General features: G+C 70.6%; 25 protein-coding genes and 2 pseudogenes. 8 read left to right on the top strand and 19 right to left on the bottom strand.

All coding sequences use genetic code 11. The features are described 5' to 3' along the window. Window positions 1-53: 53 nt before the first annotated feature. Window positions 54-347, top strand: coding sequence for a hypothetical protein (locus A8W25_RS23870; RefSeq protein WP_067164794.1), 294 nt, complete (start codon window positions 54-56; stop codon window positions 345-347). Window positions 348-422: 75 nt separating this feature from the next. Here A8W25_RS23870 and A8W25_RS34100 read toward each other — a convergent pair whose 3' ends face one another. Continuing rightward, window positions 423-635, bottom strand: a complete 213-nt coding sequence (locus A8W25_RS34100) for a hypothetical protein (protein WP_158942686.1) — start codon at window positions 633-635, stop codon at window positions 423-425. Between the two features lie 357 nt (window positions 636-992). On the opposite strand from A8W25_RS34100, the gene A8W25_RS23865 reads away from it, so the two are divergent. The 6 genes from A8W25_RS23865 to A8W25_RS23840 all read left to right on the top strand — a co-directional run bounded on the left by A8W25_RS23865 (window position 993) and on the right by A8W25_RS23840 (window position 7,198). Beyond that, window positions 993-1,514 (top strand): helix-turn-helix domain-containing protein, encoded by a 522-nt coding sequence (locus A8W25_RS23865; protein WP_067164792.1) that lies wholly within the window; start codon window positions 993-995, stop codon window positions 1,512-1,514. After that, on the top strand, window positions 1,507-2,739 hold the full coding sequence (locus A8W25_RS23860; protein WP_067167108.1) for a PBSX family phage terminase large subunit: 1,233 nt from the start codon (window positions 1,507-1,509) through the stop codon (window positions 2,737-2,739). Before A8W25_RS23865 ends, A8W25_RS23860 begins: the two co-directional genes overlap by 8 nt. A 14-nt stretch (window positions 2,740-2,753) precedes the next feature. Then, entirely contained in the window at window positions 2,754-2,933 is a 180-nt protein-coding gene (locus A8W25_RS23855) for a hypothetical protein (protein WP_067164789.1), read from the top strand. Further along, window positions 2,920-4,404 carry a phage portal protein gene (locus tag A8W25_RS23850; RefSeq protein ID WP_067164787.1) on the top strand — a complete coding sequence of 495 codons (1,485 nt, stop codon included), beginning with the start codon at window positions 2,920-2,922 and terminating at the stop codon, window positions 4,402-4,404. The genes A8W25_RS23855 and A8W25_RS23850 overlap by 14 nt, the downstream gene beginning before the upstream one ends. A gap of 240 nt (window positions 4,405-4,644) precedes the next feature. After that, a complete protein-coding gene (locus tag A8W25_RS23845; protein WP_067164784.1) occupies window positions 4,645-4,962 on the top strand; it encodes a hypothetical protein in 318 nt (105 codons plus the stop codon). Window positions 4,963-4,999: 37 nt separating this feature from the next. After that, window positions 5,000-7,198, top strand: a complete 2,199-nt coding sequence (locus tag A8W25_RS23840) for a phage minor capsid protein (protein ID WP_067164781.1) — start codon at window positions 5,000-5,002, stop codon at window positions 7,196-7,198. A 153-nt stretch (window positions 7,199-7,351) separates the two neighbouring features. Here A8W25_RS23840 and A8W25_RS23835 read toward each other — a convergent pair whose 3' ends face one another. The 15 genes and pseudogenes from A8W25_RS23835 to proS all read right to left on the bottom strand — a co-directional run bounded on the left by A8W25_RS23835 (window position 7,352) and on the right by proS (window position 19,328). Further along, window positions 7,352-8,968, bottom strand: coding sequence for a YifB family Mg chelatase-like AAA ATPase (locus A8W25_RS23835; RefSeq protein ID WP_067164779.1), 1,617 nt, complete (start codon window positions 8,966-8,968; stop codon window positions 7,352-7,354). Next, a complete protein-coding gene (locus A8W25_RS23830) occupies window positions 8,969-9,361 on the bottom strand; it encodes a YraN family protein (RefSeq protein WP_079126339.1) in 393 nt (130 codons plus the stop codon). Between the two features lie 119 nt (window positions 9,362-9,480). Beyond that, entirely contained in the window at window positions 9,481-9,789 is a 309-nt protein-coding gene (locus tag A8W25_RS23825) for a DUF2469 domain-containing protein (RefSeq protein WP_003965949.1), read from the bottom strand. A gap of 56 nt (window positions 9,790-9,845) precedes the next feature. Next, entirely contained in the window at window positions 9,846-10,373 is a 528-nt protein-coding gene (locus A8W25_RS23820) for an NUDIX hydrolase (protein ID WP_067164774.1), read from the bottom strand. Continuing rightward, window positions 10,363-11,094, bottom strand: coding sequence for a signal peptidase I (gene lepB, locus A8W25_RS23815; protein WP_067164771.1), 732 nt, complete (start codon window positions 11,092-11,094; stop codon window positions 10,363-10,365). Before lepB (A8W25_RS23815) ends, A8W25_RS23820 begins: the two co-directional genes overlap by 11 nt. 92 nt (window positions 11,095-11,186) lie before the next feature. Beyond that, window positions 11,187-12,146 carry a signal peptidase I gene (lepB, locus tag A8W25_RS35095; RefSeq protein WP_079126338.1) on the bottom strand — a complete coding sequence of 320 codons (960 nt, stop codon included), beginning with the start codon at window positions 12,144-12,146 and terminating at the stop codon, window positions 11,187-11,189. Next, a pseudogene (gene lepB, locus A8W25_RS23810) lies at window positions 12,046-13,208 on the bottom strand (signal peptidase I); the annotation flags it as partial. The gene lepB (A8W25_RS35095) and the pseudogene lepB (A8W25_RS23810), both read right to left, overlap by 101 nt. Beyond that, a complete protein-coding gene (lepB, locus tag A8W25_RS23805; protein WP_067164769.1) occupies window positions 13,201-13,974 on the bottom strand; it encodes a signal peptidase I in 774 nt (257 codons plus the stop codon). The gene lepB (A8W25_RS23805) and the pseudogene lepB (A8W25_RS23810), both read right to left, overlap by 8 nt. A 78-nt stretch (window positions 13,975-14,052) precedes the next feature. Next, window positions 14,053-14,403: a 50S ribosomal protein L19 gene (rplS, locus tag A8W25_RS23800; protein ID WP_067164767.1), complete on the bottom strand. Its 351-nt coding sequence runs from the start codon at window positions 14,401-14,403 to the stop codon at window positions 14,053-14,055. Between the two features lie 165 nt (window positions 14,404-14,568). Then, the gene (gene trmD / locus A8W25_RS23795) at window positions 14,569-15,390 is read right to left on the bottom strand and encodes a tRNA (guanosine(37)-N1)-methyltransferase TrmD (protein WP_067164764.1); all 822 of its coding nucleotides are present in this window, start codon (window positions 15,388-15,390) and stop codon (window positions 14,569-14,571) included. Continuing rightward, window positions 15,390-15,992, bottom strand: coding sequence for a ribosome maturation factor RimM (gene rimM / locus A8W25_RS23790; RefSeq protein WP_067164761.1), 603 nt, complete (start codon window positions 15,990-15,992; stop codon window positions 15,390-15,392). The genes trmD and rimM overlap by 1 nt, the downstream gene beginning before the upstream one ends. Before the next feature lie 130 nt (window positions 15,993-16,122). After that, complete coding sequence (locus A8W25_RS23785) at window positions 16,123-16,362, bottom strand: RNA-binding protein (protein WP_067164759.1); 240 nt, start codon at window positions 16,360-16,362, stop codon at window positions 16,123-16,125. A gap of 2 nt (window positions 16,363-16,364) precedes the next feature. Further along, window positions 16,365-16,805, bottom strand: coding sequence for a 30S ribosomal protein S16 (rpsP, locus tag A8W25_RS23780; protein ID WP_067164757.1), 441 nt, complete (start codon window positions 16,803-16,805; stop codon window positions 16,365-16,367). Window positions 16,806-17,061: 256 nt separating this feature from the next. Beyond that, on the bottom strand, window positions 17,062-17,655 hold the full coding sequence (locus A8W25_RS23775; protein WP_067164754.1) for a hypothetical protein: 594 nt from the start codon (window positions 17,653-17,655) through the stop codon (window positions 17,062-17,064). Window positions 17,656-17,915: 260 nt separating this feature from the next. After that, on the bottom strand, window positions 17,916-19,328 hold the full coding sequence (gene proS, locus A8W25_RS23770; protein ID WP_067164751.1) for a proline--tRNA ligase: 1,413 nt from the start codon (window positions 19,326-19,328) through the stop codon (window positions 17,916-17,918). A 165-nt stretch (window positions 19,329-19,493) separates the two neighbouring features. Between proS and A8W25_RS23765 the strand changes: the two genes are divergently transcribed. Further along, window positions 19,494-20,339 carry a methyltransferase domain-containing protein gene (locus A8W25_RS23765; RefSeq protein ID WP_079126337.1) on the top strand — a complete coding sequence of 282 codons (846 nt, stop codon included), beginning with the start codon at window positions 19,494-19,496 and terminating at the stop codon, window positions 20,337-20,339. Window positions 20,340-20,402: 63 nt separating this feature from the next. Here the strand turns inward: A8W25_RS23765 and ftsH are convergent, their stop codons facing one another. The 3 genes and pseudogenes from ftsH to A8W25_RS32870 form a co-directional block, all read right to left on the bottom strand. Continuing rightward, window positions 20,403-22,319 (bottom strand): ATP-dependent zinc metalloprotease FtsH, encoded by a 1,917-nt coding sequence (gene ftsH / locus A8W25_RS23760; RefSeq protein ID WP_067164746.1) that lies wholly within the window; start codon window positions 22,317-22,319, stop codon window positions 20,403-20,405. 202 nt (window positions 22,320-22,521) lie between these two features. Continuing rightward, entirely contained in the window at window positions 22,522-24,063 is a 1,542-nt protein-coding gene (gene ffh, locus A8W25_RS23755; RefSeq protein ID WP_067164743.1) for a signal recognition particle protein, read from the bottom strand. A gap of 59 nt (window positions 24,064-24,122) precedes the next feature. Continuing rightward, a pseudogene (locus A8W25_RS32870) lies at window positions 24,123-25,226 on the bottom strand ([protein-PII] uridylyltransferase); the annotation flags it as partial. Window positions 25,227-25,233 lie beyond the last annotated feature (7 nt).

Below are 25,233 nucleotides of genomic sequence, written 5' to 3'. Positions count from 1 at the left end.
GCGACCTCACCGCCATACGGGCCCGACTAATCACGATGGGAGCAACCCCCACCATGACCACCGCCAACCCTACCCAGCAGCAGGCCAAGGCCCCGAACCTACCGCCGGCCGTCGGACGGTCCCTGTCCGTGCGCATCCTCGACGAAGGCATGTACGACGATCTACGCGTGATCATGCAGACCGGTTGCGACGCCTCGGCCGCCGTCCGACAGGCGTTGCTCATCCTCGCGAACGTGTACGACGGCGCATGGAAGCGCGGGCACTATCCGACCGGCGTCGCGCCCGAAATCGTGACGGCGAACATCAAGCCGTACCGCCCCGTCCGACAGCCTGACCAGGCCGTATGACAGCTGCGCGCCCCGCTGTATGACACGGCAGGGCGCGCGGTCGGGCTGCGTCAGCTAGTAGTGCAGACGGGCTGTCTAGTAAAGGCCGTTGTCACCCCCTGCGTCGGCATCACCGCAATGCCACGACGGGCGAACGACGACCGGTACGACGATCCCCAACGCCGTGAGCAGCGAAGCGAGAAACACGGCGTCAAGCACAGGCGAGACCGTCAAGACGATGACGATCACGATGACGAGCCCCAAAGGCCAACGCCTCGCCCGTGAACAGAAGAGGCGCATGCGCGCCATTGGGCGAGCCTGGCGGCTCGCACGGGAATTAGTCACAGCCATACCCCCAACCGTGGCTTCATGAGTGGCTTCCGATCCTCAGCGTCGGCCGACAAGAGGGCTTCTACGACCGTCATACGGCATGTGACACATTGAGCGCAATGAGTGAAATGCGATGTTTACCGGTTAGACGGTATGTATCGTTTCGGACAAACGGCGCCACGCGGCACAGAGGTAACTCACCTTGCGACGTTACCGTTCCGTGATCTAAAGTTGGGCCCGTCTTCGGCGTGCCCGGAAACGGACTGCGCACCACGCCCCGTCGCTTCCCCCCAGCGGCGGGGCGTTTCCTATGCCCGTGCGCGAGGAGGTGAGCCCGTGGCCCGCCCCATCGACGACCGCGACCGCGAGCAGGTCCGCAAGCTGCACGCCACAGGCAAGGCGCGCAACGAGATCGCCCGCGCGATCAACCGCAGCCCCTCGACCGTGTCGAAGATCGCCGCAGCGTTCGACCCCCCGCTCACGTTCGACCGCGCCGCCGAGGTCGCCGTCGCCACCCAAGTACGCCGCGCCGACCTTGCCGCGCGCCGCGCCGACCTCGCCATCACGCTGCACGACGTAGCCGAGCGCGAACTCGGCCGGCTGACCGAGCCACATCTGTACTTCGAGTGGGGCGGGAAGGATCACACCTACGCCGAGAAGTGGCAGGACGAACCCACCCCCGCAGACCGGCGCACCATGATGGCCACCGCGGGCGCAGCCCTCGACCGGTCACTCAAGTTGGCGCCGCCACGCGACGAGGCCGGCGAGCGCTCCCGTTCCGTTATCGGGCGAATCATGGAAGGACTCGCCCAGAACTACGCCGAGCGGCACGGCAGCGAGGCCCCCGATGATGCGTAGTGATGTCGCCCTGTCTGCGAAGCAGGAAGACAGCATCGTTGAGGCCACCGCATTCCTGAACGTGTGGGAAGGGTCGGTTCGTTCGGGGAAGACGATCGCCAGCCTGATCAGGTGGCTTGACCACGTCGCCAACCCGCCCACAGGCGGCGAGTTGGTCATGGTCGGTCGCACCCGCGACAGCCTCGCCCGGAACGCGTTCGGACCGCTCACGAACCCGGACGTGTTCGGCGAGCTCGCGCAAGATATCCACTACACCAACGGGGCCCCGACCGCGAACGTCCTCGGCCGTACCGTGCACACCCTCGGCGCCAACGACGCCCAGGCCGAACCGAAGGTACGAGGACTCACATGCGCCGGCGCGTACGTCGACGAGGCAACCACCCTCCCCAAGTCCTTCTTTGACCAACTCACCGCGCGTTGCTCCGTACCCGGTTCGAAGATCTTCGGGTCGACCAACCCGGATAACCCCGCGCACTGGCTACGCAGGGACTACCTACTCAGGCCGCGCGAGGCCCGACTCAGGTCATGGCATTTCCAACTCGACGACAACCCGGGCCTTGACGACGAGTACATAGAGCGGATCAAGGCCACCCACACCGGCCTGTTCTACAAGCGGAACGTACTTGGCCTGTGGGTCCAGGCCGAGGGCGCCATCTACGACATGTACGACGAGGCCGAGCACGTCGTCGACGACCTGCCCGCCATGCGGCGGAGCTGGATCGGCTTGGACTATGGAACCGTGAACGCCACGTCCGCGATCCTTCTCGGCGAGGGCGTCGACGGCCGCCTGTACGCATGCGCCGAGTGGCGCCACGACTCCCGCACCGCGCACCGGCAGATGACCGACGCCCAGTACTCGGCCGCACTGCGCAAGTGGGTAGCCGAGCAGGGCGTCGCCCCCGAGTGGACGTTCATCGACCCCAGCGCGGCGAGCTTCATCACGCAACTGTGGGCCGACTCGTACCCGGGCGTCGCCCGCGCCTCGAATGAAGTCGTGGACGGCATCCGGTCCGTGGCGAGCCTGCTCGGCGCCGACCTGCTCCGCATACACCGATCATGCGAGGGACTGCTCGCCGAACTTCCCGGTTACGTGTGGGACGAGTCCGCCGCCGACCGGGGCGAAGACAAGCCCGTCAAGCAAAACGATCACTCGTGCGACGCGCTGCGGTACGCCATCCACTCGACCGCCCACGAGTGGCGGCACCTGCTCACCCTCGCCGTGTAGGAGGTCGCCACCGCATGCCCGAGGCCCTGCTCGCCCTGCCCGTTTACCTCACCGTCGGCGACCACACAGTCAAGATCGGCGAACTCGCCCTCGCCCCCGGCGAGGCCGTACACAACGCCCTCGCCGCCTTCTTCCGCGACGTCGCCGCAGCTTGCGAAGCCAGCACAGAAGGGGGCGACGATGGCACTGCCTGAACCGGGCGCAGCGTGGCCGCCGCCGCAGTGGTCGGCGTACTACGCCGAGATGCGGCTCGATGACGCGTGGTACAGCGGCGACCGCATGCGTCTCGCCCGTCTCTACAGCCACAGCCCGCGCCCCGCGGAGCGGCGCCGTCTGTGGGGCCGCCGCGCCGCTGAGCAGCGCGTCGGCCGCGACCACCGCCTACATGTCCCCCTCGCCGGAGACATCGCGAGCACGTCGGCCGACCTGCTGTTCGCGGACATGCCGGCCGTGACCGTCACCGACCCCGCTACACAGGCCCGCCTCGACCAGCTGCTCGACGAGGGCCGCGCACAACAGGTGTTGCTCGGCGCCGCCGAGCAGGCCGCCGCCCTTTCGGGCGCGTTCCTGCGCATCACGTGGGACCGCGATCTCGCACCGCGCCCGCTCCTGTCCGTGGTGCAACCCGACGCCGCTATCCCCGAGTTCAGGTGGGGGATGCTGCGCGCCGTCAACTTCTGGCGCGAGCTGGAAGGCAGCACGAGCGGCACCACGTGGCGGCACATCGAGCGCCACGAGCCGGGCCGCATCGTGCACGCGCTCTACCAGGGCAGCGGCAACAACATCGGGCGCGCTGTGCCGCTCACGGAGCACCCGGAGACCGCCGAACTGGTCGACTCCCTCGACGCCGACGGGGTCAGCATCACCACCGGCATCCCCGACCTGACGGCCGTGTACGTGCCGAACATGACGCCCAACCGGTCCCACCGCGGGAGCTCGTTGGGGCGCAGCGACTACGCCGCCCCGGTGTACGACCTGTTTGACGCGCTCGACGAGACGTGGACGAGTTGGATGCGCGACATCCGCCTCGCCCGCGCCCGCTTGATCGTGCCGGACGGGTACCTACGGAGCGAAGGCACCGGCAACGGGGCGTCGTTCGACGAGGATCGCGAGGTATGGGCGAGCCTGCGCATTCCGCCCAACGAGGGCGCCGGCATCACTCTGGCCCAGTTCGCCATCCGAGTGGAGGAACACGCCCGTACCGCCGAGGCCACGATGCGCCAGGCTGCCCAGGCCGCCGGGTACTCGCCCCAGTCGTTCGGCCTCGACGGCCCCGGGCAGCCCGTCACCGCGACCGAAGTGGACAGCCGAGATCAGCGCTCGATGGTGACGAGGAAGAAGAAGGCCGGTCATTGGCGGTACGGCCTCGCCGACATCCTGCATGTCATGTTGCAGCTCGACGCCGTCCAGTTCGGGCAGCGCATCGCCCCGGAGCGGCCGGCCGTCGAGTTCGGCGATGGCGTCGCCGAGTCCGAGCAGGCCACCGCGACCACGCTCGACCTGCTCAACCGCGCGGGCGCCGTGTCCACCTCGACGAAGGTCAAGATCCTCCACCCTGAGTGGGACGACACCGCCGTCGAGGCCGAGGTCGCCGCGATCCTCGCCGAGACCGGGGCCGCCGCCCCCGACCCCGTCGGCACCTTCCCAGTGACACTGGCAAGTTGACGTTGCGCTGTCGTCTGCGGACCGTTGCGGCACTATTGGTATGGGCGTGCTGGCCGACCACAGCACGCCGGAGGGAGAGGCTGTGACTTGGGTCCAATGGGTAGCGGGACTTCTCTCGCCGCTGCTCGCTGGTTCGACTCTTCTTGCGCGTAGCGAACTGGTACGCACGGTGCTGAGAGAAATCCTCAGTCACCCAACTACCGAGTCGATCATTCGCATCTCTCAGCGGGAGTCCGAGCGATGACTCAGTCTCTCCCCGAGCCCTTGCCGGCGAACGCCGATACTGCGCCCGCCCCCGCGGCAAATCCCGTCGTGGCCGCAAGCGCCCCTGCCGCAGGCGATCTCACGGTCACGGTCGGCTCGCACTTCAAGATGATCTTTATCGTCATCGTGGGTCTCACCGTGATGTTCTGGGCAGTCCACTTCGGACTGCTCTTTACAACCGATCCTGAGAAGCCCGAGATCAAAGACGCACTTGAGACCACCAAGATCGCTGGATTCTCCAGCCTAGGGACGATCTTGGGCCTGCTCGGCGGGGCGGTGTCAGGCAAGCTCTGACACAGGTTGGGGGTGCGCCATACCTATTCATCCGGGCATGGTCGAGCCGCTGGCCGAGCGGACCCGCGATCTGTACGAGGAGGCCGAGCGGCGGCTGTTGGGCATCATCGCCCGGCAGCTCGCCGACGGCCTCGAAGCCCCCGGGTGGGCAACGCGGAAACTCTCCGCGGTTCAGCAGGTGCGCCGCACGTCACAGGCCATCGTCGACGAACTCGGCAAGGCCGTCACCCTCGACGTGTTCGACGCGGTCGCCCAGGCGTACAACACCGGCCACCGCGCCGCGGTCGCCGAAATCGGCGCCCTGTCCGACGACGCCCGCGCACTGGTCGACGACATCACCCCCAACGCCCAAGCCGTCGACCGCCTCGCACAAGAGACCGTCGACCGCCTCACCGCGACGCACCGCAGCATTCTGCGGGCCGTCCCCGACCAGTACCGCGCCATCGTCGCCGAGGTCACCGCAACGCCCCTGCTCGGCACCGGCACCCGCCGCCAGGCCACCCAGGACGCCATGCGCCGCTTTGCCGACGACGGCCTACGCTCGTTCACCGACCGCGCCGGCCGCCGTTGGCAGCTCACCAGCTACGCCGAGATGGCCGTACGGACCAGCGTTGGACGGGCGGCGACCGAAGCCCACATGCGCACCCTGACGACAGCCGGTGTCGAGTTGGTCGTCGTCTCCAACGCGCCGCGCGAATGCCCCCTGTGCCGCAAGTGGGAGGGCAAGGTACTGGCCATCAGCGGCCCGGACGGGGCGCGTACGGTCGAGGTCGAGCACGCCACTGACGACGGCCGCATGATCCCCGTAGAGGTCGCCGGATCGCTCGACGAGGCCCGCCGTGCCGGACTGCAACACCCCAACTGCCGACACAGCGTGTCCAGTTACACCCCAGGTATCACCCGCACCGAGGCCGCCGAGAGCGACCCCGCCGGGTACGAGGCCGGACAGCGGCAACGGGAGATCGAGCGGAACATCCGCAAGCACAAGAAGCGCGAGGCCGCCGCCGTCACCCCCGAAGCCCAGCAGGCCGCACGGGCGAAGGTGCGCCAGTGGCAAGGCGCCATGCGCGACCACCTCGCCACCCACCCCGACTTGCGCAGGCTGCGCCACCGCGAGCAGCCCGGCGCCTCGAACCTCCCCCGCAACACCCCTGCACCGCCCGGGGAGTTTACGGAGGCCGCGCGCATCCGGTCGGGCGATGCCCGCACACCGCGCGAGATGAGCGACCAGCAGCTCGCCGACGTCATGCGCACGGGAGTCCTCGACGAGCGCGACCGCGCCCGTATTGAGGTCGAGGCCGACCGGCGCGACCGCGACGACCTGCTCGCCCGTATCCGCCCCGGCGGACGCCTCGCCGCCGATCTCACCGCGTATTCCGACAGTGAACTCGCTCGCGTCTTCACGCACCTCGACGACGCCGACGGCTTGCGGATCATGGCGGAGATGGACCGGCGCGACCTTGCCACCCGCCTACCGGGCGTGCGCTCCGATCTGGTCGGACTGTCCGACGCAGACCTCGCCGCCCGCGCCCGCGGCGCCGGCCCGGACACCCTCGGTGACCTCGCCGCCGAAGCCCACCGGCGCGACCTGCTCGCCCGCCTGTTCCCCCACGGGCAGCTCACGGCCCAACTGGCCGAGTTGGCCGAGGACGAACTCGCATGGTGCATGCAGTACGCCACTAGCAACGAACTCGCCTCGATCGCCCGCGAGTTGGACCGCCGCGAACCCGTCTCGTTGCCCGCCCCGGCCGCGACCGGCGACGCCGTCGACGACCTGCTCGCCGACCGCGCCGCCCTCGACACCACCATGGACCCCGCCCCGCCTGCCGACGAGTGGGGCCGGTACGCCGACGACGACAGCGACCCGCTGCACACCACCGCGCCCACCGTCGGCGAGGTAGTCGACGAAGTCGAGGACGAGGCGCCGCGGATCACCCGCCGCGAGGCCCGCGAGATGTATGACGAATACGTCTACCGTCAGTACCTCCAGGCCGAAGAGGACTGCCGCGGCTACCTACTCAACAAGCAGTACGAGACGCAGCCCGTCGACCCGGTAAGCCTGTTCCGCGGCCCCGCCCGCATCGCCTACGCTCGCGCGTCCGACGAACTCAAGGCATGGTGGGCCCGTCACGGGCGCCTGACACAGGCCGAGTTCATCGAAAAGGCCACCGGCCAGCGCCAGCGTTGGGCCGAGGGCGCCCGCAAGAATGAGGCCGACCACCAGTACAAGCGATAAGGGGGCGCCGTGGGGACCCGTGAGGACATCGTCCGCGCACTGACCGAGGGCGCCGAGGCCGGCCGCAACGGCGCCCCGCCGGGGTGGGGAGGGGCCCGGGGCCGGAGACAGCCCCTGGTTCCAGGGCGTCCCCGGAAGCAGGTCCGACCCCGCTCATCCCGCACCTCCCACCGTCAGCGGGGCACCCCGCGAGATGCCCGTTCTCAGTTCCAGGGCGAGGCCGATGTGGGTTTCGTCGGGGCGGTCGTCGCCGCAGAGGTCGGCGAGGGTCCAGGCGACGCGCAGGACGCGGTCGAGTCCTCTGGCCGTCAGCAGGCCGCGTTCCATGTCCCGTTCCGCCGCGGCGAGGGCTCCGGGGGCCGTGACCCAGCGGGTGCGCAGTTCGTGTCCGGGGACTTCGCTGTTGGTGGTCCAGGGTGTGCCCTGGAGGCGGGCGACGGCCCGTTCCCGGGCGGCCAGGACGCGTTCGGCGACCTGGGCCGTGGATTCGCCGCGTCCGCCTTGGGCGAGCAGGTCCTCGCGCCGGACCGGCTCGGCCTCCACGCGCAGGTCGACGCGGTCGAGGAGCGGTCCGGAGAGCCTGGCCTGGTAGCGGCGGATGACGGACGGGGGGCATTCGCAGCCCGCCCCGTGCAGAGTGTGGCGGCCGCAGGGGCAGGGGTTGGCGGCGAGGACCATGAGGAAGCGGGCGGGGAGGCGGACGACGCCCGCGCTGCGGGCGACGACGACGTGCCCGGCCTCCAGGGGCTGGCGCAGGGAGTCGAGGGCCTTGCCGGTGAACTCGGGGGCTTCGTCGAGGAACAGGACGCCCCGGTGGGCGAGGGAGACGGCTCCGGGCCGTGGCAGGCCGTTGCCTCCGCCGACGAGGGACTGCATGGTCGCCGAGTGGTGGGGTGCGCAGTAGGGGGCCTTGTGGACGAGGGGTTTGCCCGGGGGCAGGATTCCGGCGACCGAGTGGATCGCGGTGACTTCGAGGGATTCCTGGCGGGTGAGCGGCGGCAGGATGCCGGGGAGCCGTTCGGCCAGCATGGTCTTGCCCGCGCCCGGCGGTCCGTACAGCATCAGGTGGTGGCCGCCGGCCGCGGCGACTTCCAGGGCGGTGCGGGCGGTGCGCTGGCCGGCGACGTCGGCGAGGTCGGGCGCGCTGCTGTCGGCGTCGATGGAGAGGCCGGTGCCGACTCCGGCGCCGGGGACGACCAGTCCGGCGAGCATGGAGTCGGGTCTGCCCTCCTGGTCGGGCTCCTCCTCGGGTACGGGTTCGTCGGTGAGGACGGCGATGAGCTGGCGCAGGCTCCTTACGCCGAGGACGGAGATGCCGGGGACCAGGGACGCCTCGGCGGCGGTCTGTTCGGGGACGACGACCTGTTCGTATCCGGCCTCGGCGGCGGCGAGGACGGCGGGCAGGATGCCGCGCACGGGGCGCACCCGGCCGTCGAGTCCGAGTTCGCCGATCATGACCAGGTCGGCGAGTTCTCTGGGGTCGATGCGCTCGGCGGCGCCGAGGACCGCGCAGGCCACGGCGAGGTCGAAGCCGCTGCCGCCCTTGGGGACGGAGGCGGGGCTGAGGCCGACGGTGAGTTTCTTCTGGGGCCAGTCGCCGCCGGAGTTGACGACGGCGGCTCTGACGCGGTCGCGGCTTTCGCTGAGGCTCTTGTCGGGCAGGCCGACGAGCGTGAAGGCGGCGACGCCCGGTTCGAGGTCTGCCTGGACTTCCACGACGACGCCCTCGACGCCGACGAGCGCCACGGAGCAGGTGCGGGCGAATCCCATCTACGCCACCCCCCGCACGTGCTCCGCGCGGGGTGCGCCGCGCTGGGGCAGGACGACGCCGACGAGGTCGATGCGGACACCGCCGCGCGGCGGTCCTCCGTGGTCGGCGAGCCAGCGCTCGGCGAGGTGTCTGAGCCGTTCGGCCTTGGCGGGGGTGACGGCCGCCATGGGGTGTTCGAACGGGCCCGCTCTGCGGGTCTTGACCTCGCAGACCACCAGGACGTCGCCGTCGCGGGCGACGATGTCGATCTCTCCGGTCCTGCCGCTGCGCCAGTTGCGGGCGACCACTGTCATTCCGGCGTCGGCCAGCAGTCTGGCCGCCAAATCCTCGCCGTACTGCCCGAGTGCTCCTCGTGCGTTCATCTCGGCACCACCTCCGGCACCGACTGTCACGCACCCGCCGCCACCGTGTGGATCTTGGTGGACGGCCGGGCCATTGTGGATAACCCGGCCACCCGCACGGTGGACTCAGCGGAATCGGTTGACGCCGTGGGCGCCTCGGACGCGGCCGATCAGCCGCCCGGCAGCTCCAGGTCGCTCTTGTTGAGCTCCTCGATATTCACGTCCTTGAACGTGAGCACACGGACCTGCTTGACGAAGCGGGCCGGCCTGTACATGTCCCAGACCCAGGCATCCGCCATCGACACCTCGAAGAACACCTCACCCTGGACCGAGTGCACCTGCATCTCGTAGTCATTGGTGAGATAGAAACGCCGCTCGGTCTCGATCACGTATTTGAACAGACCGACGACGTCGCGGTACTCCCGGTAGAGCTTCAGCTCCATCTCGGTCTCGTACTTTTCGAGGTCCTCGGCGCTCATGGCATGTTCCCCTTCAGCCGTGCGGTCCCCCTATTGTGCGTCAGCCCCCCGGGCCCCTAGACGATTTCCGGAGCCAGGACCACCGGCGCGCGCGGAGGACCCTCGTCGAGCAGCGTGCGCAGCAGCTCGGCGAGTCTGGTCGGGTACACCGTCTCACGGGCCACCGACAGTTCGGCGGAGGTCCACCACCTCAGCCCCGTGGTACTGCGTCGTTCCAGCTCGGTGAGGCCGGTCGGCGCGGCCTCGGTCTGGGTGGTACGGGCCAGGAAGTACCACTCGTCCTGGTTCCAGCGGCGGCCGTCGAAGGGGAACGAGCACTTCCGGCGCCACAGCACCGGCCCCAGCTGGACCTGCGTGATCCCCGTCTCCTCGGCCAGCTCGCGCAGCGCGGCCTCTTCCCGGGTCTCGTCGCCCTCCAGGCCGCCGCCCGGGGTGAACCACCAGTTGTCGTCGGGATTGTCCGGTTCGTATCCGTGCATCAACAGGATGCGGTCCTGCGGATCGAGCAGCACGACCCGGGCGACCTTGCGGAACTCCTGCGCCGCCGCATCCGGCGCCCCACCGGGAGCACCCTCAGCGCGCACCGGCCGCCACCCTCCGCCGCCCGAGCCGCCGCGCCAGCGGCCCGTACGCCGCGCCCACCACGATCAGTACGGCTCCGGCGACCACCGCGCCCACCACCAGCGTCAGCGGGCCGGGCTGCGAGATGCCGCCCGGCAGGGCCTTGAAGCCCGTCGGGCGCTTCAGCATGCCGTCCAGCGGCCACGCCACGGCGTCCACGCGCGCGCTGACGGCCGAGCGCGGCACCGAGCCGTTCGCCGCGTCCTCCAGATGCACCCGGGAGTCCAGCGAGACGTCGCGCTCGTCGCCGAGGAGGAAGAGCTGGCCCTTGGGGACGGTGGCGCTGAACTTCGTCGTGGAGGCGGCCGTGTTGTGCAGATACGGTTCGTCGATCTCCTGGCCGTTGACGGTCAGCTTGCCGCCCCGGTCGCAGCACTTCACCGTGTCGCCGCCTATGCCGACGACGCGCTTGACCATGGGGACGTTGCCCCAGGTCTTGTCCTTGAAGATCACCACGTCGCCGCGCTTGACGTCCTCGCCGTCGATGCGCTGGGCGAGCACCCGGTCGCCCGCCTTGACCGTCGGGTTCATGGACTGGGTCGGCACCGTGTACGGCTTGTACTCGACGGCGCCCCAGGCGAACCCGCCGAGGAAGAGCACACAGCCGACGGCCACGGCCAGTCCCGACAGCAGATTGCCGAGACCGCGGCCGCGGCCGTCGTCCGTACGTCCTGTTCCGCTCATCCCAGTGCTCCTCCCCCGGTCGCCCGCGCTCTGCGCGGGCCCCGGAGATCGACGATCTGGGACGGCACCCTACCCGGCGGTATCGCGCGCGGTCAGCCCTTGCGGGTGAGGTCGGTGCCCTCGATCGCGTCACTCGGCCGGGTGAGCCTGCGGCGGCGCCACAGCACGATCGGCAGCGCGCCCGCGAGCCCCGCGGCCACCGGGGCCGTCGCGCCCATGCCGTTGAGGCCCTTCTGGTCGAAGGTGTCCGGGATGCCGAGCCAGTCGAGGCGGTTGAGCGGCCAGGCGATGGTGAAGGCGCGGCCCACGACCTCGTCGTTGGAGACGGTGCCGCCGCCCGGCAGCTCCTGGTGGTACCGGGAGTCCAGCGAGTTCTGCCGGTGGTCGCCCATCACCCAGATCCGGCCCTTGGGGACCTTGATCGGGCCGAACGGCATGTCGTCGCAGGCGCTGTCGCCCGGGTAGATGTACGGCTCGTTCAGGGCATGGCCGTTGACCTTGACCGGGCCGCCCTTCTTGCACTCCACCGTGTCGCCGCCGGTCGCGATGACCCGCTTGATCAGGTCCTTCTCCTCGGCGGACGGCATCAGACCGATGAAGCTGAGGAACTTCTGCACCGCGTTGGGCTCGGCCGGCTTCTGGTCCTCCAGCCAGCCGCCCGGGTCGTGGAAGACGACGACCTCGCCGCGCTCCGGCGTGGAGCCGAACCAGGGCGTCAGCTTGTCCACCAGGACGCGGTCACCGCGCTGGAGGGTGTCCTGCATCGAGTCCGAGGGAATCGAGAACGCCTGCACCAGGAACGTCTTGATCAGCAGCGCGAGGATCAGCGCGATACCGATGAGCAGCGGCAGCTCCTTCCAGAAGGAGCGCTGCTTCTTGGGGCTGCGGTCCGAGGCGCCGCCCGGCTCGCCGTCATCTCCCGAGCCGCCGTCGGCGGTGCCACCACCGCCGCCGGCCTGAGCCTGTTCGGCATGAGCCGGTGCGGGAGAGTCGGCGGGCCCGTCCGGCCGCTCCTCGGGCTCGTCGTGTCCGGATCGTGCGCCGACCGCCAAATCCCCCACATCCACTCCTCACTCCGTGCCACCGCCCGCGCCGTGCCAGACGCAGGCCCACCACTCCCATAACGAGCGGGAGTTCCGCAGGGCTCGGGGGCCGGATCGCTTCGTTCGATTTCAGGTCATCTGAAATCGATTTATTTACCGCTACTTCACGCGATCTGTCGGGATCCGTAGCCGGATCCCGGGAGGACACCCTATGCGACGAGCCGAGCGCGGTGTCCGACCTGCCGGGCGCGTCCGGCACCGAGCCGAATGTCCCGGGCTCCTCCAGCCAGCGCCAGCGGTCGAAGGGCCACCCGATGACGACGGCCCGCCCGATCACCCCGTCCTCGGAGACGGTGCCGTGGTACGCCTCGTCGAGGTGGAAGCGGGAATCGGCCGAATTCGAGCGGTGGTCGCCCATCACGAAGAGCCGTCCCTCGGGCACCTTCACCTCGAAGGTGATCTCCGAGGGCGGGTTGCCGGGGTGTACGTAGGGCTCGTCCAGGGGCATGCCGTTGACGGTGACCTTGCCGCCGCCGTCACAGCACTTCACGGTGTCGCCGCCGACCGCGATCACCCGCTTGATCAGGTCCTGCTCGTTGTCGGAAGGCAGCAGTCCGATGAAGGTGAGGCCCTGTTTGACCTGTTTGACGACCACCGGGTCGCTGCCGCCGGTGGTCTTCTTCTCGTCCTTGAGCCAGCCGCCGGGGTCCTTGAAGACCACCACGTCGCCGCGCTGCGGCTTCGAGCCGAACCAGGGCGTGAGCTTGTCGACGAGCACCCGGTCGCCGATGGTGATCGTCTCCTGCATCGAGCCGGACGGGATCACGAAGGCCTGGACGAGGAACGTCTTCAGTACGAGGGCGATGAGCACCGCCACCCCGACGAGCAGGGGTATCTCCTTCACCGCGGACCTGCGCCGGCGCCGCTTCACCTTGCGGGCGAGCCTGCGCCGGTCGGCCCGGCCCTGCTGGGCCCGGCGGCCGGGCGGGCGCTCGGGGGCGGCCTCGGGCCCGTGGGCAGTGGTTCGTCGGCCGGGCGGGGCGCCGAGCGCGGGCGCCCGCGGTTACCCATGGGCGCCGCCCGCTGCGGGCACGCGCGCGAAGGCGCCGGAGCCGCCGACGCCCGACCAGCGGCCGAACGGCCAGCCGATCCAGTCGACCCGCCCGACCACGTGGTCCACGGGCACCATGCCGCCGCCCGGGGAGCCCAGGTGGTCGCGGGAGTCGCTGGAGTGCGAGCGGTGGTCGCCCAGGACGAAGAGGGTGCCGTCGGGCACCACGATGTCGAACGGCACCTGGGAGGGAGTGTCCTCCGGGTGCACGTACTCCTCGGTCACCGGTGTCCCGTTCACCCGGACCCTCCCGCCCTTGTCGCAGCACACGATCCGGTCGCCGCCGACGCCGACGACCCGTTTCACGTACACGTTCCCCTCGGACTCCCGCAGCCCCAGGGACGCAACCGCTGAACGAAGGGCCCTGCCCACCGGGTTCCCCTCGGGCGGCTCGTCCGTGAAGGAACCCCGGCCGTCGAAGACGACGACGTCACCGCGGGAGGGATGGCTGCCGAAACGGTACGCCAGCTTGTTGACCAGGACCCGGTCGCCCACCTTCAGGGTGGGTTCCATGGAACCGCTGGGGATCAGGAACGGCTGCATGACGAAGTGGCTGAGCAGCAGCAGGAACACCAGGCACACCGCACCCAGGGCCGCGGCCTTGCGCCAGGGGCCGTCCAGCCGGCCCGCGAGGGCGGGAAAACGCGCGGAGCGCGACCCCCGCTCCGGCCCCGGCTGAGGGGTGGAGGGGAGGTCGCGCTCCGTGTGCTGTGCTTCGGTGTCCATCGGGGGCAGAGCCTATCCGCCCGGCCTGTGGAACCGTACGCGCGTGTGGTGGGCCGCAGCTCACCGCCGAGCCGGAGCTCAGTTGTCGCGCTTCTCCTTGATCTTCGCGGCCTTGCCGCGGAGCTCGCGCAGGTAGTACAGCTTCGCGCGGCGGACGTCACCGCGGGTGACGAGCTCGATCTTCTCGAAGATCGGGGAGTTCACCGGGAAGGTGCGCTCGACGCCGACGGAGAAGGAGACCTTGCGGACCGTGAAGGTCTCGGAGACACCGGCGCCCTGGCGGCGGATGACAACGCCCTTGAACTGCTGGATACGGGAGCGGTTGCCCTCGATCACGCGGACGTGGACGTTGACGGTGTCACCCGGGCGGAAGGCCGGGACGTCGCTGCGGAGCGCCGCGGTGTTGATGGAGTCGAGCAGGCTGGCCATGTTCTTCTGCTTCCTCGCCGATGCCACAGGTCATCAGCGGAATGTCGTGATGGGGTTCAGAGGTACTGTCCGCGCCGGACCGCCGTGGGGCGACTCCCGCGTGCGCGGGGAACGCTTTGCCCTTCCCCCTGTGGCAGGGGCATGGGCCGGGCGTACAGCAGCTGCTTATTCTTCCACGTCCTGGGGCCTGCGCCAAAATCGGCCATCGGGCTCGGGGGCCCAGCCGAGGATGGACAGCGTCTCGCGGTCCTTCTTGTCGAAGGCGGCGGGGTCGCAGCGCTCGATCAGGTCGGGCCGGTTCTCGGCGGTGCGGCGGAAGGCCTCGTCCCGCCGCCAGCGGGCGATCTTGCCGTGGTGCCCGCTGAGCAGGACGTCCGGGATGCCGTGGCCGCGCCACTCGGGCGGCTTGGTGTACACCGGCCCTTCGAGGAGGTTGGCCATGGCGCCGGGGGCGAAGGAGTCGTCGCGGTGGGACTCGGCGTTGCCGAGGACGCCGGGCAGCAGCCGGGCCACGGCCTCGGTGATCACCAGGACGGCGGCCTCCCCGCCCGCGAGGACGTAGTCGCCGATGGACACCTCGTAGACCGGCATCCGCGTGGCGTACTCGTCCATGACGCGGCGGTCGATGCCCTCGTAGCGCGCGGGCGCGAAGACCAGCCACGGCTGCTGGGAGAGCTCGACGGCGAGTTCCTGGGTGAAGGGCCGTCCGCTGGGCGTGGGCACGACCATGACGGGGCCGTGCGCCCCCGCCTCGTAGCCGTCGGCCAGTGCGTCGTCGAGGCAGGCGCCCCAGGGCTCGGTCTTCATGACCATGCCGGGGCCGCCGCCGTAGGGGGTGTCGTCGACCGTGTTGTGCCGGTCGTACGTCCACTCCCGCAGGTCGTGTACGTGGACGTCGAGCTGTCCACGCGCGCGTGCCTTGCCGACGAGGGAGACGTTCAGCGGTTCCAGGTACTCGGGGAAGATCGTGACGACGTCGAGCCGCATCAGTTGTCGTCCCCGTCGGTCTTGTCCCCGTCGCTCTTGTCCGCGTCGGTCTCGGCCTCGTCGCTCTCGTCCCGGGCGGAGGCGATCTCGGCGCGGTCGTCGATCAGGCCGGGCGGCGGGTCGATGACGGCGCGCTGCTCGTCCAGGTCGATCTCGGTGACGATCTCCTCGACGAACGGGATCATGACCTCGGTGCCGTCGGGCCGCTCCACGATGAAGAGGTCCTGGGACGGCAGGTGCGAGATCTCGGTGATCCGGCCGACCTCGGTGCCGTCGGTGAGGACCACGTCGAGGTCGATGAGCTGGTGGTCGTAGTACTCGTCGTCCTCTTCGGGGCGCTCGTCCGGGTCCACGTCGGCGATGAGCAGGGTGTTGCGCAGGGCCTCGGCGGCGGTCCGGTCGCGTACGCCCTCGAAGCGCAGCAACAGGCGGCCGCTGTGGACGCGGCCGGTCTCGATGGTCAGCGGTCCGGTGGAGGCCGGGTCCGTGGCCAGTACGGCGCCGGGGCCGAGCCGCAGCTCCGGCTCGTCGGTGCGCACCTCGACGGTGACCTCGCCCTTGATGCCGTGGGCGCGGCCGATCCGCGCGACTACCAGCTGCACGTCGTTCAACTTTCCTGTCGGATGCCTACGGCTTCTCGGTGTGTGGGGTCCAGAGACGACTGCGGGCCGGGGAAGGCGCTATGGCCCTCCCCGGCCCGAGCCGGCGCATCTGGTAAAACAACCAACTTTGTCAGTGGGCCTGGTCCACGTCGACGAGGTCGACACGGATACCACGGCCACCGATGGCGCCCACGACGGTACGAAGAGCGCGGGCGGTGCGGCCGTTGCGGCCGATCACCTTGCCGAGGTCGTCGGGGTGGACCCGGACCTCCAGCACGCGCCCCCGGCGCAGGGTGCGCGAGGCGACCTGCACGTCGTCGGGGTTGTCGACGATGCCCTTCACGAGGTGCTCAAGAGCCTCCTCGAGCATGCTCAGGCCTCGGTCGACTCGGCGGCGTCGGCCGCAGCCTCGTCCGCCTTCTTGTCAGCCTTCTTGGCCTTGGGGGTGATGGCCTCACCCTTGGCGTCGTCGCCCTCGAGAGCCTTGGCGAACTCGTCGAAGGAGCGGCGCTTGCTCTCCTTCGTCTCCGGCTGCAGCAGCGGCGCGGGGGCCGGGAGGCCCTTGTGCGCCTGCCAGTCACCGGTGAGCTTCAGGATGGCGAGCACAGCCTCGGTGGGCTGGGCGCCGACCGACAGCCAGTACTGCGCACGCTCGGCGTCGACCTCGATGCGCGACGGGTTGTACGTCGGGTGGTAGATACCGATCTCTTCGATCGCGCGACCGTCACGGCGGGTGCGGGCGTCGGCGACGACGATGCGGTAGTGCGGCTGGCGAATCTTGCCGAGGCGCTTGAGCTTGATCTTGACTGCCACTGGAGTGGTGTCTCCTGGTCTTGACGTGGTTGGGCACAACGGGATGCCACGTGGGGTTGCGGTACTCGGGGTGCCCGATGGACGCGTCAGCCGGAGGCGAGAGGGTTCCTATGCGGCTGTCGAGTACAGCTAGCCATTGTGCCACATGCCGGCGGCGGGCACGCCGGGGGTCCGTGGGGCACCCCCGGGCGGCGCACCTGCGCCTGAGCATCCCTCCCCGGCCCGCGCCGCCCCCGTCCGGCGACCGGCCCGGGGATCAGCTCGCCGCGGCCACGACCTCGGGGATACGGAAGGGCTTGCCGCAGCCGCCGCAGACGATCGGCGCCTGGGCGAGCACGGAAGGAACGACGCGCACATTGCGGCCGCAGTCGCAGACGGCCTTGACGCGGACGCCGCCGCCGGAGGAGCCGTGCCGTGCCGCCGGGCCCCGGAAGGAGCGCTTGGTGTCGGCGGCGGTGGCCACGGTGTGCGCCTTGAGGGCCCGCTGCAGCCGCTCCATCGTCGGCCGGTAGCGGCGCCTCGCCTCGGGGTTCAGCGCGACCAGCGAGAAGCCGCTGCTGGGGTGCGGCTCCTCGGGATGGTCGAGGCCGAGCTCCTCGGCGATGGCCAGGAATCTGCGGTTGTGGTACCGCCCGGCCCGGGAGGTGTCGCGGACACCCCGGGCGGCGGCAATGCCGTGGACTGCCTCGTGGAGCAGTCGCTCGAAGGAGAGCTCGGCGCCGCAGGCGGACGACGACTCTCCGATCAGGGACTCGGGCGCGGCAAGGTCAGGCAGCTCGGGGTGGTACCGCTGAATGTCGGCCCACGCCTGCGCCAGCTCTGCGGCGAGAACAGGTGGTGTCGTGCTCACGTCGTGACAACGAGCCGGAGTGCCCCGGTGTTCCTATTCCGGGGCATCCCAAATAATTTGCACGTACCCGTCAGTTGCCGTTGATGCGTCCGGACGAGGGCGGGTGCGCTGATCTGCGGAGAAGCCTCACAGCTCGCACCAAGGTAGTACGTAGCGGCGCGTACGCCCCGGCGCGTAGATGATGTCCACGCGCCGGGGTTCCAGGAATCAGCCGGTGCGCAAGAGGCGTTTTCGGCCGACCGGAACAGGCCGCGGGCCGCTCAGTAGGAGCGGGCGACGATGGCGACGGTACCGGGGGCGTCGTCGGCCTCCGGGACCGATCCGTCCTCGGCGACCAGACACCGTACGGACACGGCCTGCTCGGCGAGCTTGGCCTCGCCCTCGGCGCCGAGGGTGGCCCACGGGATGCGCGCCCAGCCGCCGGCGGTGGCCGCCTCGGCGGCCTCCTCGATGGTGGTGACCTCGCTCGTACGGGACTCGCGGCGCTCGCGGGACTCGCGCAGCAGCTGCGCCTGGTCCTCTTCGAGGATCGCGGGCAGCAGGTCGCCGAGCGCGTCGATGGAGACGGGCTCCTTGCCGCCGGGGATGCGGCGGGCGAGCATCGCGGTGCCGGCCTCCAGGTCGCGCGGGCCGATCTCGACGCGGACCGGTACGCCCTTGAGCTCCCAGTCCACCGCGCGGCGGCCGAAGGGGGTGTCGACGCGGTCGTCGACCTGGACGCGGATGCCCAGCGCCTTCAGACGGTCGCCGAGCTCGCGGACCTTGGCGACGGCCTCGTCGCCCTTGATCGCCATCACGACGACCTGGACGGAGGCGAGCCGCGGCGGCACGCGCAGGCCGTTGTCGTCGCCGTGCGACATGATCAGACCGCCGACCATGCGGGTGGAGACGCCCCACGAGGTCTGCCAGACCAGCTCCTGCTTGCCGTCCTTGGACAGGTACTGGGTGTTGAAGGCCTTGGCGAAGTTGGTGCCCAGCTCGTGGCTGGTGCCCATCTGGAGGGCCTTGCCGTCACCCATCATGCCTTCGAGCGTGAGGGTGTTGATGGCGCCGGCGAACCGCTCCTTGGGCGTCTTGCGGCCCAGGACCACGTCGATGCCCAGGACGTTGACCATGAAGTCCGCGTAGACGTCCTTGTGGATGCGGGCGGCGTAGTCGCGCGCGTCCTCGTAGGTGGAGTGCGCGGTGTGGCCCTCCTGCCAGAGGAACTCACTCGTACGGAGGAAGACCCGGGGCCGCATCTCCCAACGGACCACGTTGGCCCACTGGTTGATGAGCAGGGGCAGGTCGCGGTAGCTCTGCACCCACTTCGAGAAGTAGTCGTTGATGATCGTCTCGGAGGTGGGCCGCACCACGACGGGCTCTTCGAGCTCCTTGCCGCCGCCGTGGGTGACCACCGCGAGCTCGGGCGCGAAGCCCTCGACGTGCTCGGCCTCACGGGTCAGATAGGACTGGGGGATGAACAGCGGGAAGTACGCGTTCTGGGCGCCCGCGTCCTTGATGCGCGCGTCCATCTCCTGCTGCATCCGCTCCCACAGCCCGTAGCCGTACGGTCGGATCACCATGGTGCCGCGCACCGGACCGTTGTCCGCGAGCTCGGCCTTGTTGATCAGATCCTGGTACCAGCGGGGGAAGTCTTCCGCCTGGGGCGTGAGAACGGGTGCCTTTGCCATGGCGCGAATGGTACGGGCCCGGCGGCCCCGAACGTGAATCGCCCTCCCTCTGGACGCGATGGCGGATGCGGAGTTCCCTGGCATACGGGGGGAGTGCGACCGCACGTGTACGGGGGCTTTCCATCAGCGCACGGCTGACCTCTTCTGCGGATTGGGGCGCTTTCCATGACACCTACGCTCGTCCGGCACCAGTCCCCCGCGGCCTCCGCCCCGCCCGCGCAGGCGTGTGCCCGCGCGCGTGACTGGGCGGAGATCCAGGAGCGCATGCTGGTACCGCTCTACGAAGCGGTGTACGAGCGGCTGGAGGTGGGACCCGCCACCCGGCTGCTCGGCCTGGGCTGCGGCTCCGGGCTCGCCCTGTTGATGGCGGCCTCGCGCGGCGCGCGCGTGACGGGTGTCGACACCCGTCCGGAGCGGCTCGCGCTGGCCCGTGAGCGGCTGCTGCCGGAAGGGGTGTGGGGGCGTGTCGGAGACCGCGACGACGCCCGCGTCCTGGAGGGCGGTCCCGGCCTCGCCGCCGATCCGTCCGGGGCCCGCTACGACCTGGTGACGGCCTTCGAGCCGGTGGGCTGCGCGGCGGGCGACGCGGACGGCCCGGGCCCGGCCCTGGAAGCCGCGGTGGGGCTCGCCGGGCGCGGCGCCGCGGTGGTGCTGGCCGGCTGGGGTCCGCCGGAGCGGTGTGCCACCTCCAACGTGCTGCGGGTCGCGACCCGGCTCACCGACTCGCCCCGCTGGCGGCCGAGCCTGCGCGACGACCTGGAGGACCTCGCCTCGCGGGCCGGTCTGCGGCCCGACGGGTCGGGCCGGGTGGCGTGCCCGTTCGGCTACGCGGACACGGACAGCGCGGTGCGCGGGCTGCTGTCGACGGGCCTGTTCGACGCGGCGGCCAGGGCCACCGACCAGGTCCAGGTCGAGAAGGAGCTGGCGGAGGCGCTGCATCCGCATGTGCGCCGGGACGGCACGGTGTGGATGCCGAACGTGTTCCGCTATCTGATCGCGCGGACGCCGTAAGGACCGCGGGGCTTCGCGACTCTTCCGCTACGCGCGCGTAGCGGCTCGTCGGCGGCGGGCCGCTCAGGTCTCCGTCTTCGCCAGGCGGGGGATGCCCGCCGCGCGGTACGCGGCCTCCTCCTCCAGCGTCTCGTTCTTCAGCAGCGCCTCGGCGAGCGCGTCGAGCTTGGGGCGGTGCTCGCGCAGCAGCCGGCACGCCTCGGCGTAGCACTCGTCGACGATGCGGCGCATCTCGGTGGCGATGGCGTCCAGGGTCTCGGGGGCCGCGGCGAGGCCGTACGCCTGCTGGGCGTCGCCGGGCAGGGCGGTGAGGGGGCCGATCTTCTTGCTCATGCCCCACCGGGCCACCATGCCCCGGGCCAGGTTGGTGACCTGTTCCAGGTCGTTCTCGGCGCCGGTGGTGATCACGTCGAAGACGACGTGCTCGGCCGCCATACCGCCGAGCGCGCCGATGATGCGGCCGCGCAGATAGTCCTCGGTGTACGCGTACTTGTCGGCGTCCGGGGTGGACAGCGTCACGCCGAGGGCCCTCCCCCGGGGCACGATGGTGATCTTGCGGACGGGGTCGGCGCCGGGCTGGAGCATGCCGAGCAGGGCGTGGCCGCTCTCGTGGTAGGCGGTGCGGCGGCGCTCCTCCTCCGGCATCACCAGCGGCCGCTCGGCGCCGAGCTGCACCTTCTCCAGCGCGTCGGAGAGGTCCGACTGGGTGACCTCGCTCTGGCGGCGCTTGACGGCGAGCAGGGCCGCCTCGTTGGCCAGGTTGGCGAGTTCGGCGCCGGTCATGCCCGGGGTGGTGCGGGCCATCTGGGCGAGGTCCACGTCGTGCGCCATCGGGATCTCACGGGTGTGGATCTTCAGGATGGACTCGCGGCCGCCCCGGTCGGGCGGGCTGACCTGCACGATCCGGTCGAACCTGCCGGGCCGGGTGAGCGCCGGGTCCAGGACGTCGGCCCGGTTGGTGGCGGCGATGACGACGACGCCCTCGGATCCGGAGAAGCCGTCCATCTCGGTGAGGATCTGGTTCAGCGTCTGCTCGCGCTCGTCGTGCCCGCCCATCCCGGCGCCGCCGCCGCGGGCCCGGCCGATGGTGTCGATCTCGTCGATGAAGATGATGGCGGGGGCCACCTTGCGCGCCTCGGCGAAGAGTTCGCGTACCCGCGAGGCGCCCACGCCCACGATCATCTCGATGAACTCGGACGCCGAAGCGGAGAAGAACGGCACCCCGGCCTCGCCCGCCACCGCCCGCGCGAGCAGGGTCTTGCCGGTGCCGGGCGGACCGGCGAGAAGGACGCCGCCGGGCATCCGGGCGCCCATCTTCCGGTACGCGGCGGGGTTCTTGAGGAAGTCCACGACGTCGTTGAGCTCGCCCTCGACCTCGTCGATGCCGGCCACGTCCTCGAAGGTGGTCCGCTTGTCCTCGGTCACCTCGACCGGCTTGGGCGGCGCCTTGCGCCCCAGCATCCCGCCGCCCATCCCGGCGCGCATCCGGCGCGCGATGAACAGCCACAGGACGACGAGCAGGAGCATCGGCGCGAGCGAGATCAGCAGGTTGGCCAGGAAGCTGCGGTGCTCGACGACCGGCTCGGCGGTGACCGTGACGTTCTGCTTGGTCAGCTGCGACCACAGGTCGTCGTCGGCGAAGGTGGGCCGCTGGGTGGTGAACTTGGTGTACTTGTCGCTGCCGCCGGGCACGGTCTGGGAGCTCTTGAGCTGCCCCTGGATGGCGTCGCCCTTGGAGTAGATCTTCTCCACGTTGCCGGCCGAGACCTGCTTGCTGAACTCGGTGTACGACAGCGTCGGCTCGTTGCCCTCGTCGAGGAACGACAGGATCAGATTGGTGATCAGGTAGACGACGAGCGCGGTGAGGATCAGGCCGCCCCAGCCCCCGGGCATCTTCCGCTTCGGCGGGGGCGACGGGGGCGCGCCCTCGGAGCGCCACGGCTGGTCGGTGCGATCTCGTGGGGGTACGGGATTGGGCACGCTGCTCTCCTCTGGCCTGTACGGCGATTATCGGAGAGCGGGCGGAGCAGGGCATTCCGGGTGGGCCGAAGGGGCCGTCCGGGTGGGCCGGGTCCGGGTACACGGAAGGGCCCGCGGCCTGTACGGCTCGCGGGCCCTTCCCGTACCGCACCGAACGTTTCCTGCGTACGCAGTACGTAGGCGTACGGACGCGGCCTCTGCGTCAGCCCATGAACTTCTTGAACGCGTCCGGCAGTTCGAAGTCCTCGGGGGCCTGCGCGGCGGCGGGCAGGCCGGCGGGGCCCTGCTCGCGGCGGGCGGCCGCGGCCTCCTCCTCCGCCTTGCGCTTCATCGGGTTGCCGCTCTTGCGCTTGCCCTTGGCGACCTTCTGCTGCTTCTTCTGGCGGCCGGGGCCACCACCCATGCCCGGCATGCCGGGCATACCGGGCATCCCACCGCCCTGGGCCATCCGCGACATCATCTTGCGGGCCTCGAAGAACCGCTCGACGAGGTTCTTGACCGCGCTGACCTCGACGCCGGAGCCCTTGGCGATACGGGCGCGGCGCGAGCCGTTGATGACGGTCGGGTCCTGGCGCTCGCCGGGGGTCATCGACTTGATGATCGCGGCGGTGCGGTCCACATCGCGCTCGTCGATGTTGTTGATCTGGTCCTTGATCTGCCCCATGCCGGGCAGCATGCCGAGCAGCTTGGAGATGGAGCCCATCTTGCGGACCTGCTCCATCTGCGCCAGGAAGTCGTCGAGCGTGAAGTCCTGGCCCTTCTTGGACGCCAGCTTGGAGGCCATCTTCTCGGCCTCTTCTTGGCTGAACGTCTTCTCCGCCTGCTCGATCAGGGTGAGCAGGTCACCCATGTCGAGGATGCGCGACGCCATGCGGTCCGGGTGGAACGCGTCGAACTCGTCGAGCTTCTCGCCGTTGGAGGCGAACATGATCTGCTTGCCGGTGACGTGCGCGATGGAGAGCGCGGCGCCGCCGCGGGCGTCGCCGTCGAGCTTGGAGAGCACCACGCCGTCGAAGCCGACGCCGTCGCGGAAGGCCTCGGCGGTGTTGACCGCGTCCTGGCCGATCATGGCGTCGACGACGAAGAGGATCTCGTCGGGCTTCACGGCGTCGCGGATGTCCGCGGCCTGCTGCATCATCTCGTGGTCGATGCCCAGGCGGCCGGCGGTGTCGACGACGACCACGTCGTACTGCTTCGACCGGGCGTACTCGATGGAGTCCTGGGCGACCTTGACCGGGTCGCCGACGCCGTTGCCCGGCTCCGGGGCGTAGACGGCGACGCCCGCGCGCTCGGCGACGACGGAGAGCTGGTTGACGGCGTTCGGCCGCTGGAGGTCACAGGCGACGAGCAGGGGCGCGTGGCCCTGGCCCTTGAGCCACTGGCCGAGCTTTCCGGCGAGGGTGGTCTTACCGGCGCCCTGGAGACCGGCGAGCATGATGACCGTCGGGGCGGTCTTGGCGAACCGGAGCCGGCGGGTCTCACCACCGAGGATGGTGATGAGCTCCTCGTTGACGATCTTGACGACCTGCTGGGCGGGGTTGAGCGCCTGGGAGACCTCGACGCCGGAGGCGCGCTCCTTGACCTGCTTGATGAAGGCGCGGACGACGGGCAGGGCGACGTCCGCCTCGAGCAGGGCGATACGGATCTCGCGTGCCGTGGCGTCGATGTCCGCCTCGGACAGGCGGCCCTTGCCCCGGAGGTTCTTGAATGTCGCGCTGAGGCGGTCGGAGAGGGTGTCGAACACGGTGGTCGCGGATCCTCGGCTCGTAGGGCGGTCGGGTGAACGCCCCCCAGGGTATCCCGGCGGACGTTTTCCCGCGAGACCGGCAGTCCGGAGCGGGCGGCGGCCGCGGCGGCCCGCAGCGGCAGCACCGGGTCTCGCTCGGGTTTCGCGGCGAGCGCGAGCACCACCTCGCCGTCCTGCTCGACCACCCCTTCGGCGAGCGGGGTCCGCTCGGGGGCAGCCGTCCGGCCGCCGAGCAGGCCGCGCAGCCGGGGCCGCGCCGAGCGGGCCCGCAGCACCCGCCCGACCTCGCGCCAGGTGACGTCACTGGCGTACGCGATGGTCCGCGCGGCCTCGTACACCTGGCGCAGCAGCACGTCCGCGTCCAGCACACCGAGCGCGGCGGCGACGGCGTCCTGCTCTTGAAGGGCGAGGCGGTCGGTGGCCCGGCCGGTGGCCAGATGCAGTGCGTCGCGGACGTCCAGGAGCCGGCGCCGGGCCTCGCCCAGGCCCTCGCGGGGCGCGTCGGCGAGCCAGGACGCGGCGACCGCGCGCAGGGCGGTGGCGTCCCGCAGCCCGCCGCGCGCCTCCTTGAGGTCGGGTTCGAGCAGGAACTGCAACTCGCCCTGGCGCTCGGCCCGTTCGCGGCACAGCGCGTCGAGCTCGGGCAGCCGCTTGGGGGCGAGATTGCGCCAGTCCGCGAGGACGGCGGTGCGCAGGGAGGCCGTCAGGCTCTGCTCACCGGCCAGATGGCGGGCGTCCAGGAGGCCGAGGTGCACCTTGAGGTCGGCGCCCGCGGCCCTGCGGGCCTCGGCGGGGGTGCGGACCGAGTGGTCGAGCGCGAGACCCAGGTCCCAGACGGGGTACCAGAGGCCGTCGGCGAGTGCGGAGACGGCGCTCGCGCTCGCGCTGCCGTCGTGTACGAGCACCAGGTCGAGGTCGCTGCGGGGCGACAGCTCCCCGCGTCCGTAGCCGCCGACGGCCATCAGCGCGGCCCCGCGCACCCCGGCCGCCCGGGCCGCGCCGGCGAAGAGCTGGGCCAGCCAGTCGTCGGTGATGCGGGCCAGGGCGGCACGGCGCGGCGGCCCGGACCGCGCCTCCTGCTGGAGGAGGCGCAGCCGGGCCGCCGCGTAGCCGCCGGATCCGGAGTCCTCTGTGTCTGTGCTGACTTCCACGCTCGTCACCCGGCAG

The sequence above is a fragment of the Streptomyces sp. ERV7 genome (assembly GCF_001653515.1).
Classification (GTDB): domain Bacteria; phylum Actinomycetota; class Actinomycetes; order Streptomycetales; family Streptomycetaceae; genus Streptomyces.
This window is presented reverse-complemented; position numbering and strand designations above follow the sequence as displayed.

What these genes read in the sequence shown, in the direction of transcription:
- A8W25_RS23835 (WP_067164779.1), bottom strand. Translation starts at nt 8,968, where the DNA reads ATGGGATTCGCCCGCACCTGCTCCGTGGCGCTCGTCGGCGTCGAGGGC.
- A8W25_RS23825 (WP_003965949.1), bottom strand. Translation starts at nt 9,789, where the DNA reads ATGAGCGCCGAGGACCTCGAAAAGTACGAGACCGAGATGGAGCTGAAG.
- A8W25_RS23860 (WP_067167108.1), top strand. Translation starts at nt 1,507, where the DNA reads ATGCGTAGTGATGTCGCCCTGTCTGCGAAGCAGGAAGACAGCATCGTT.
- lepB (WP_067164769.1), bottom strand. Translation starts at nt 13,974, where the DNA reads ATGGACACCGAAGCACAGCACACGGAGCGCGACCTCCCCTCCACCCCT.
- proS (WP_067164751.1), bottom strand. Translation starts at nt 19,328, where the DNA reads ATGGCAAAGGCACCCGTTCTCACGCCCCAGGCGGAAGACTTCCCCCGC.
- A8W25_RS34100 (WP_158942686.1), bottom strand. Translation starts at nt 635, where the DNA reads ATGGCGCGCATGCGCCTCTTCTGTTCACGGGCGAGGCGTTGGCCTTTG.
- A8W25_RS23785 (WP_067164759.1), bottom strand. Translation starts at nt 16,362, where the DNA reads ATGCTCGAGGAGGCTCTTGAGCACCTCGTGAAGGGCATCGTCGACAAC.
- A8W25_RS23855 (WP_067164789.1), top strand. Translation starts at nt 2,754, where the DNA reads ATGCCCGAGGCCCTGCTCGCCCTGCCCGTTTACCTCACCGTCGGCGAC.
- A8W25_RS23765 (WP_079126337.1), top strand. Translation starts at nt 19,494, where the DNA reads ATGACACCTACGCTCGTCCGGCACCAGTCCCCCGCGGCCTCCGCCCCG.
- A8W25_RS23840 (WP_067164781.1), top strand. Translation starts at nt 5,000, where the DNA reads ATGGTCGAGCCGCTGGCCGAGCGGACCCGCGATCTGTACGAGGAGGCC.
- lepB (WP_067164771.1), bottom strand. Translation starts at nt 11,094, where the DNA reads ATGAGCGGAACAGGACGTACGGACGACGGCCGCGGCCGCGGTCTCGGC.
- A8W25_RS23850 (WP_067164787.1), top strand. Translation starts at nt 2,920, where the DNA reads ATGGCACTGCCTGAACCGGGCGCAGCGTGGCCGCCGCCGCAGTGGTCG.
- A8W25_RS23870 (WP_067164794.1), top strand. Translation starts at nt 54, where the DNA reads ATGACCACCGCCAACCCTACCCAGCAGCAGGCCAAGGCCCCGAACCTA.
- rplS (WP_067164767.1), bottom strand. Translation starts at nt 14,403, where the DNA reads ATGGCCAGCCTGCTCGACTCCATCAACACCGCGGCGCTCCGCAGCGAC.
- trmD (WP_067164764.1), bottom strand. Translation starts at nt 15,390, where the DNA reads ATGCGGCTCGACGTCGTCACGATCTTCCCCGAGTACCTGGAACCGCTG.
- A8W25_RS23845 (WP_067164784.1), top strand. Translation starts at nt 4,645, where the DNA reads ATGACTCAGTCTCTCCCCGAGCCCTTGCCGGCGAACGCCGATACTGCG.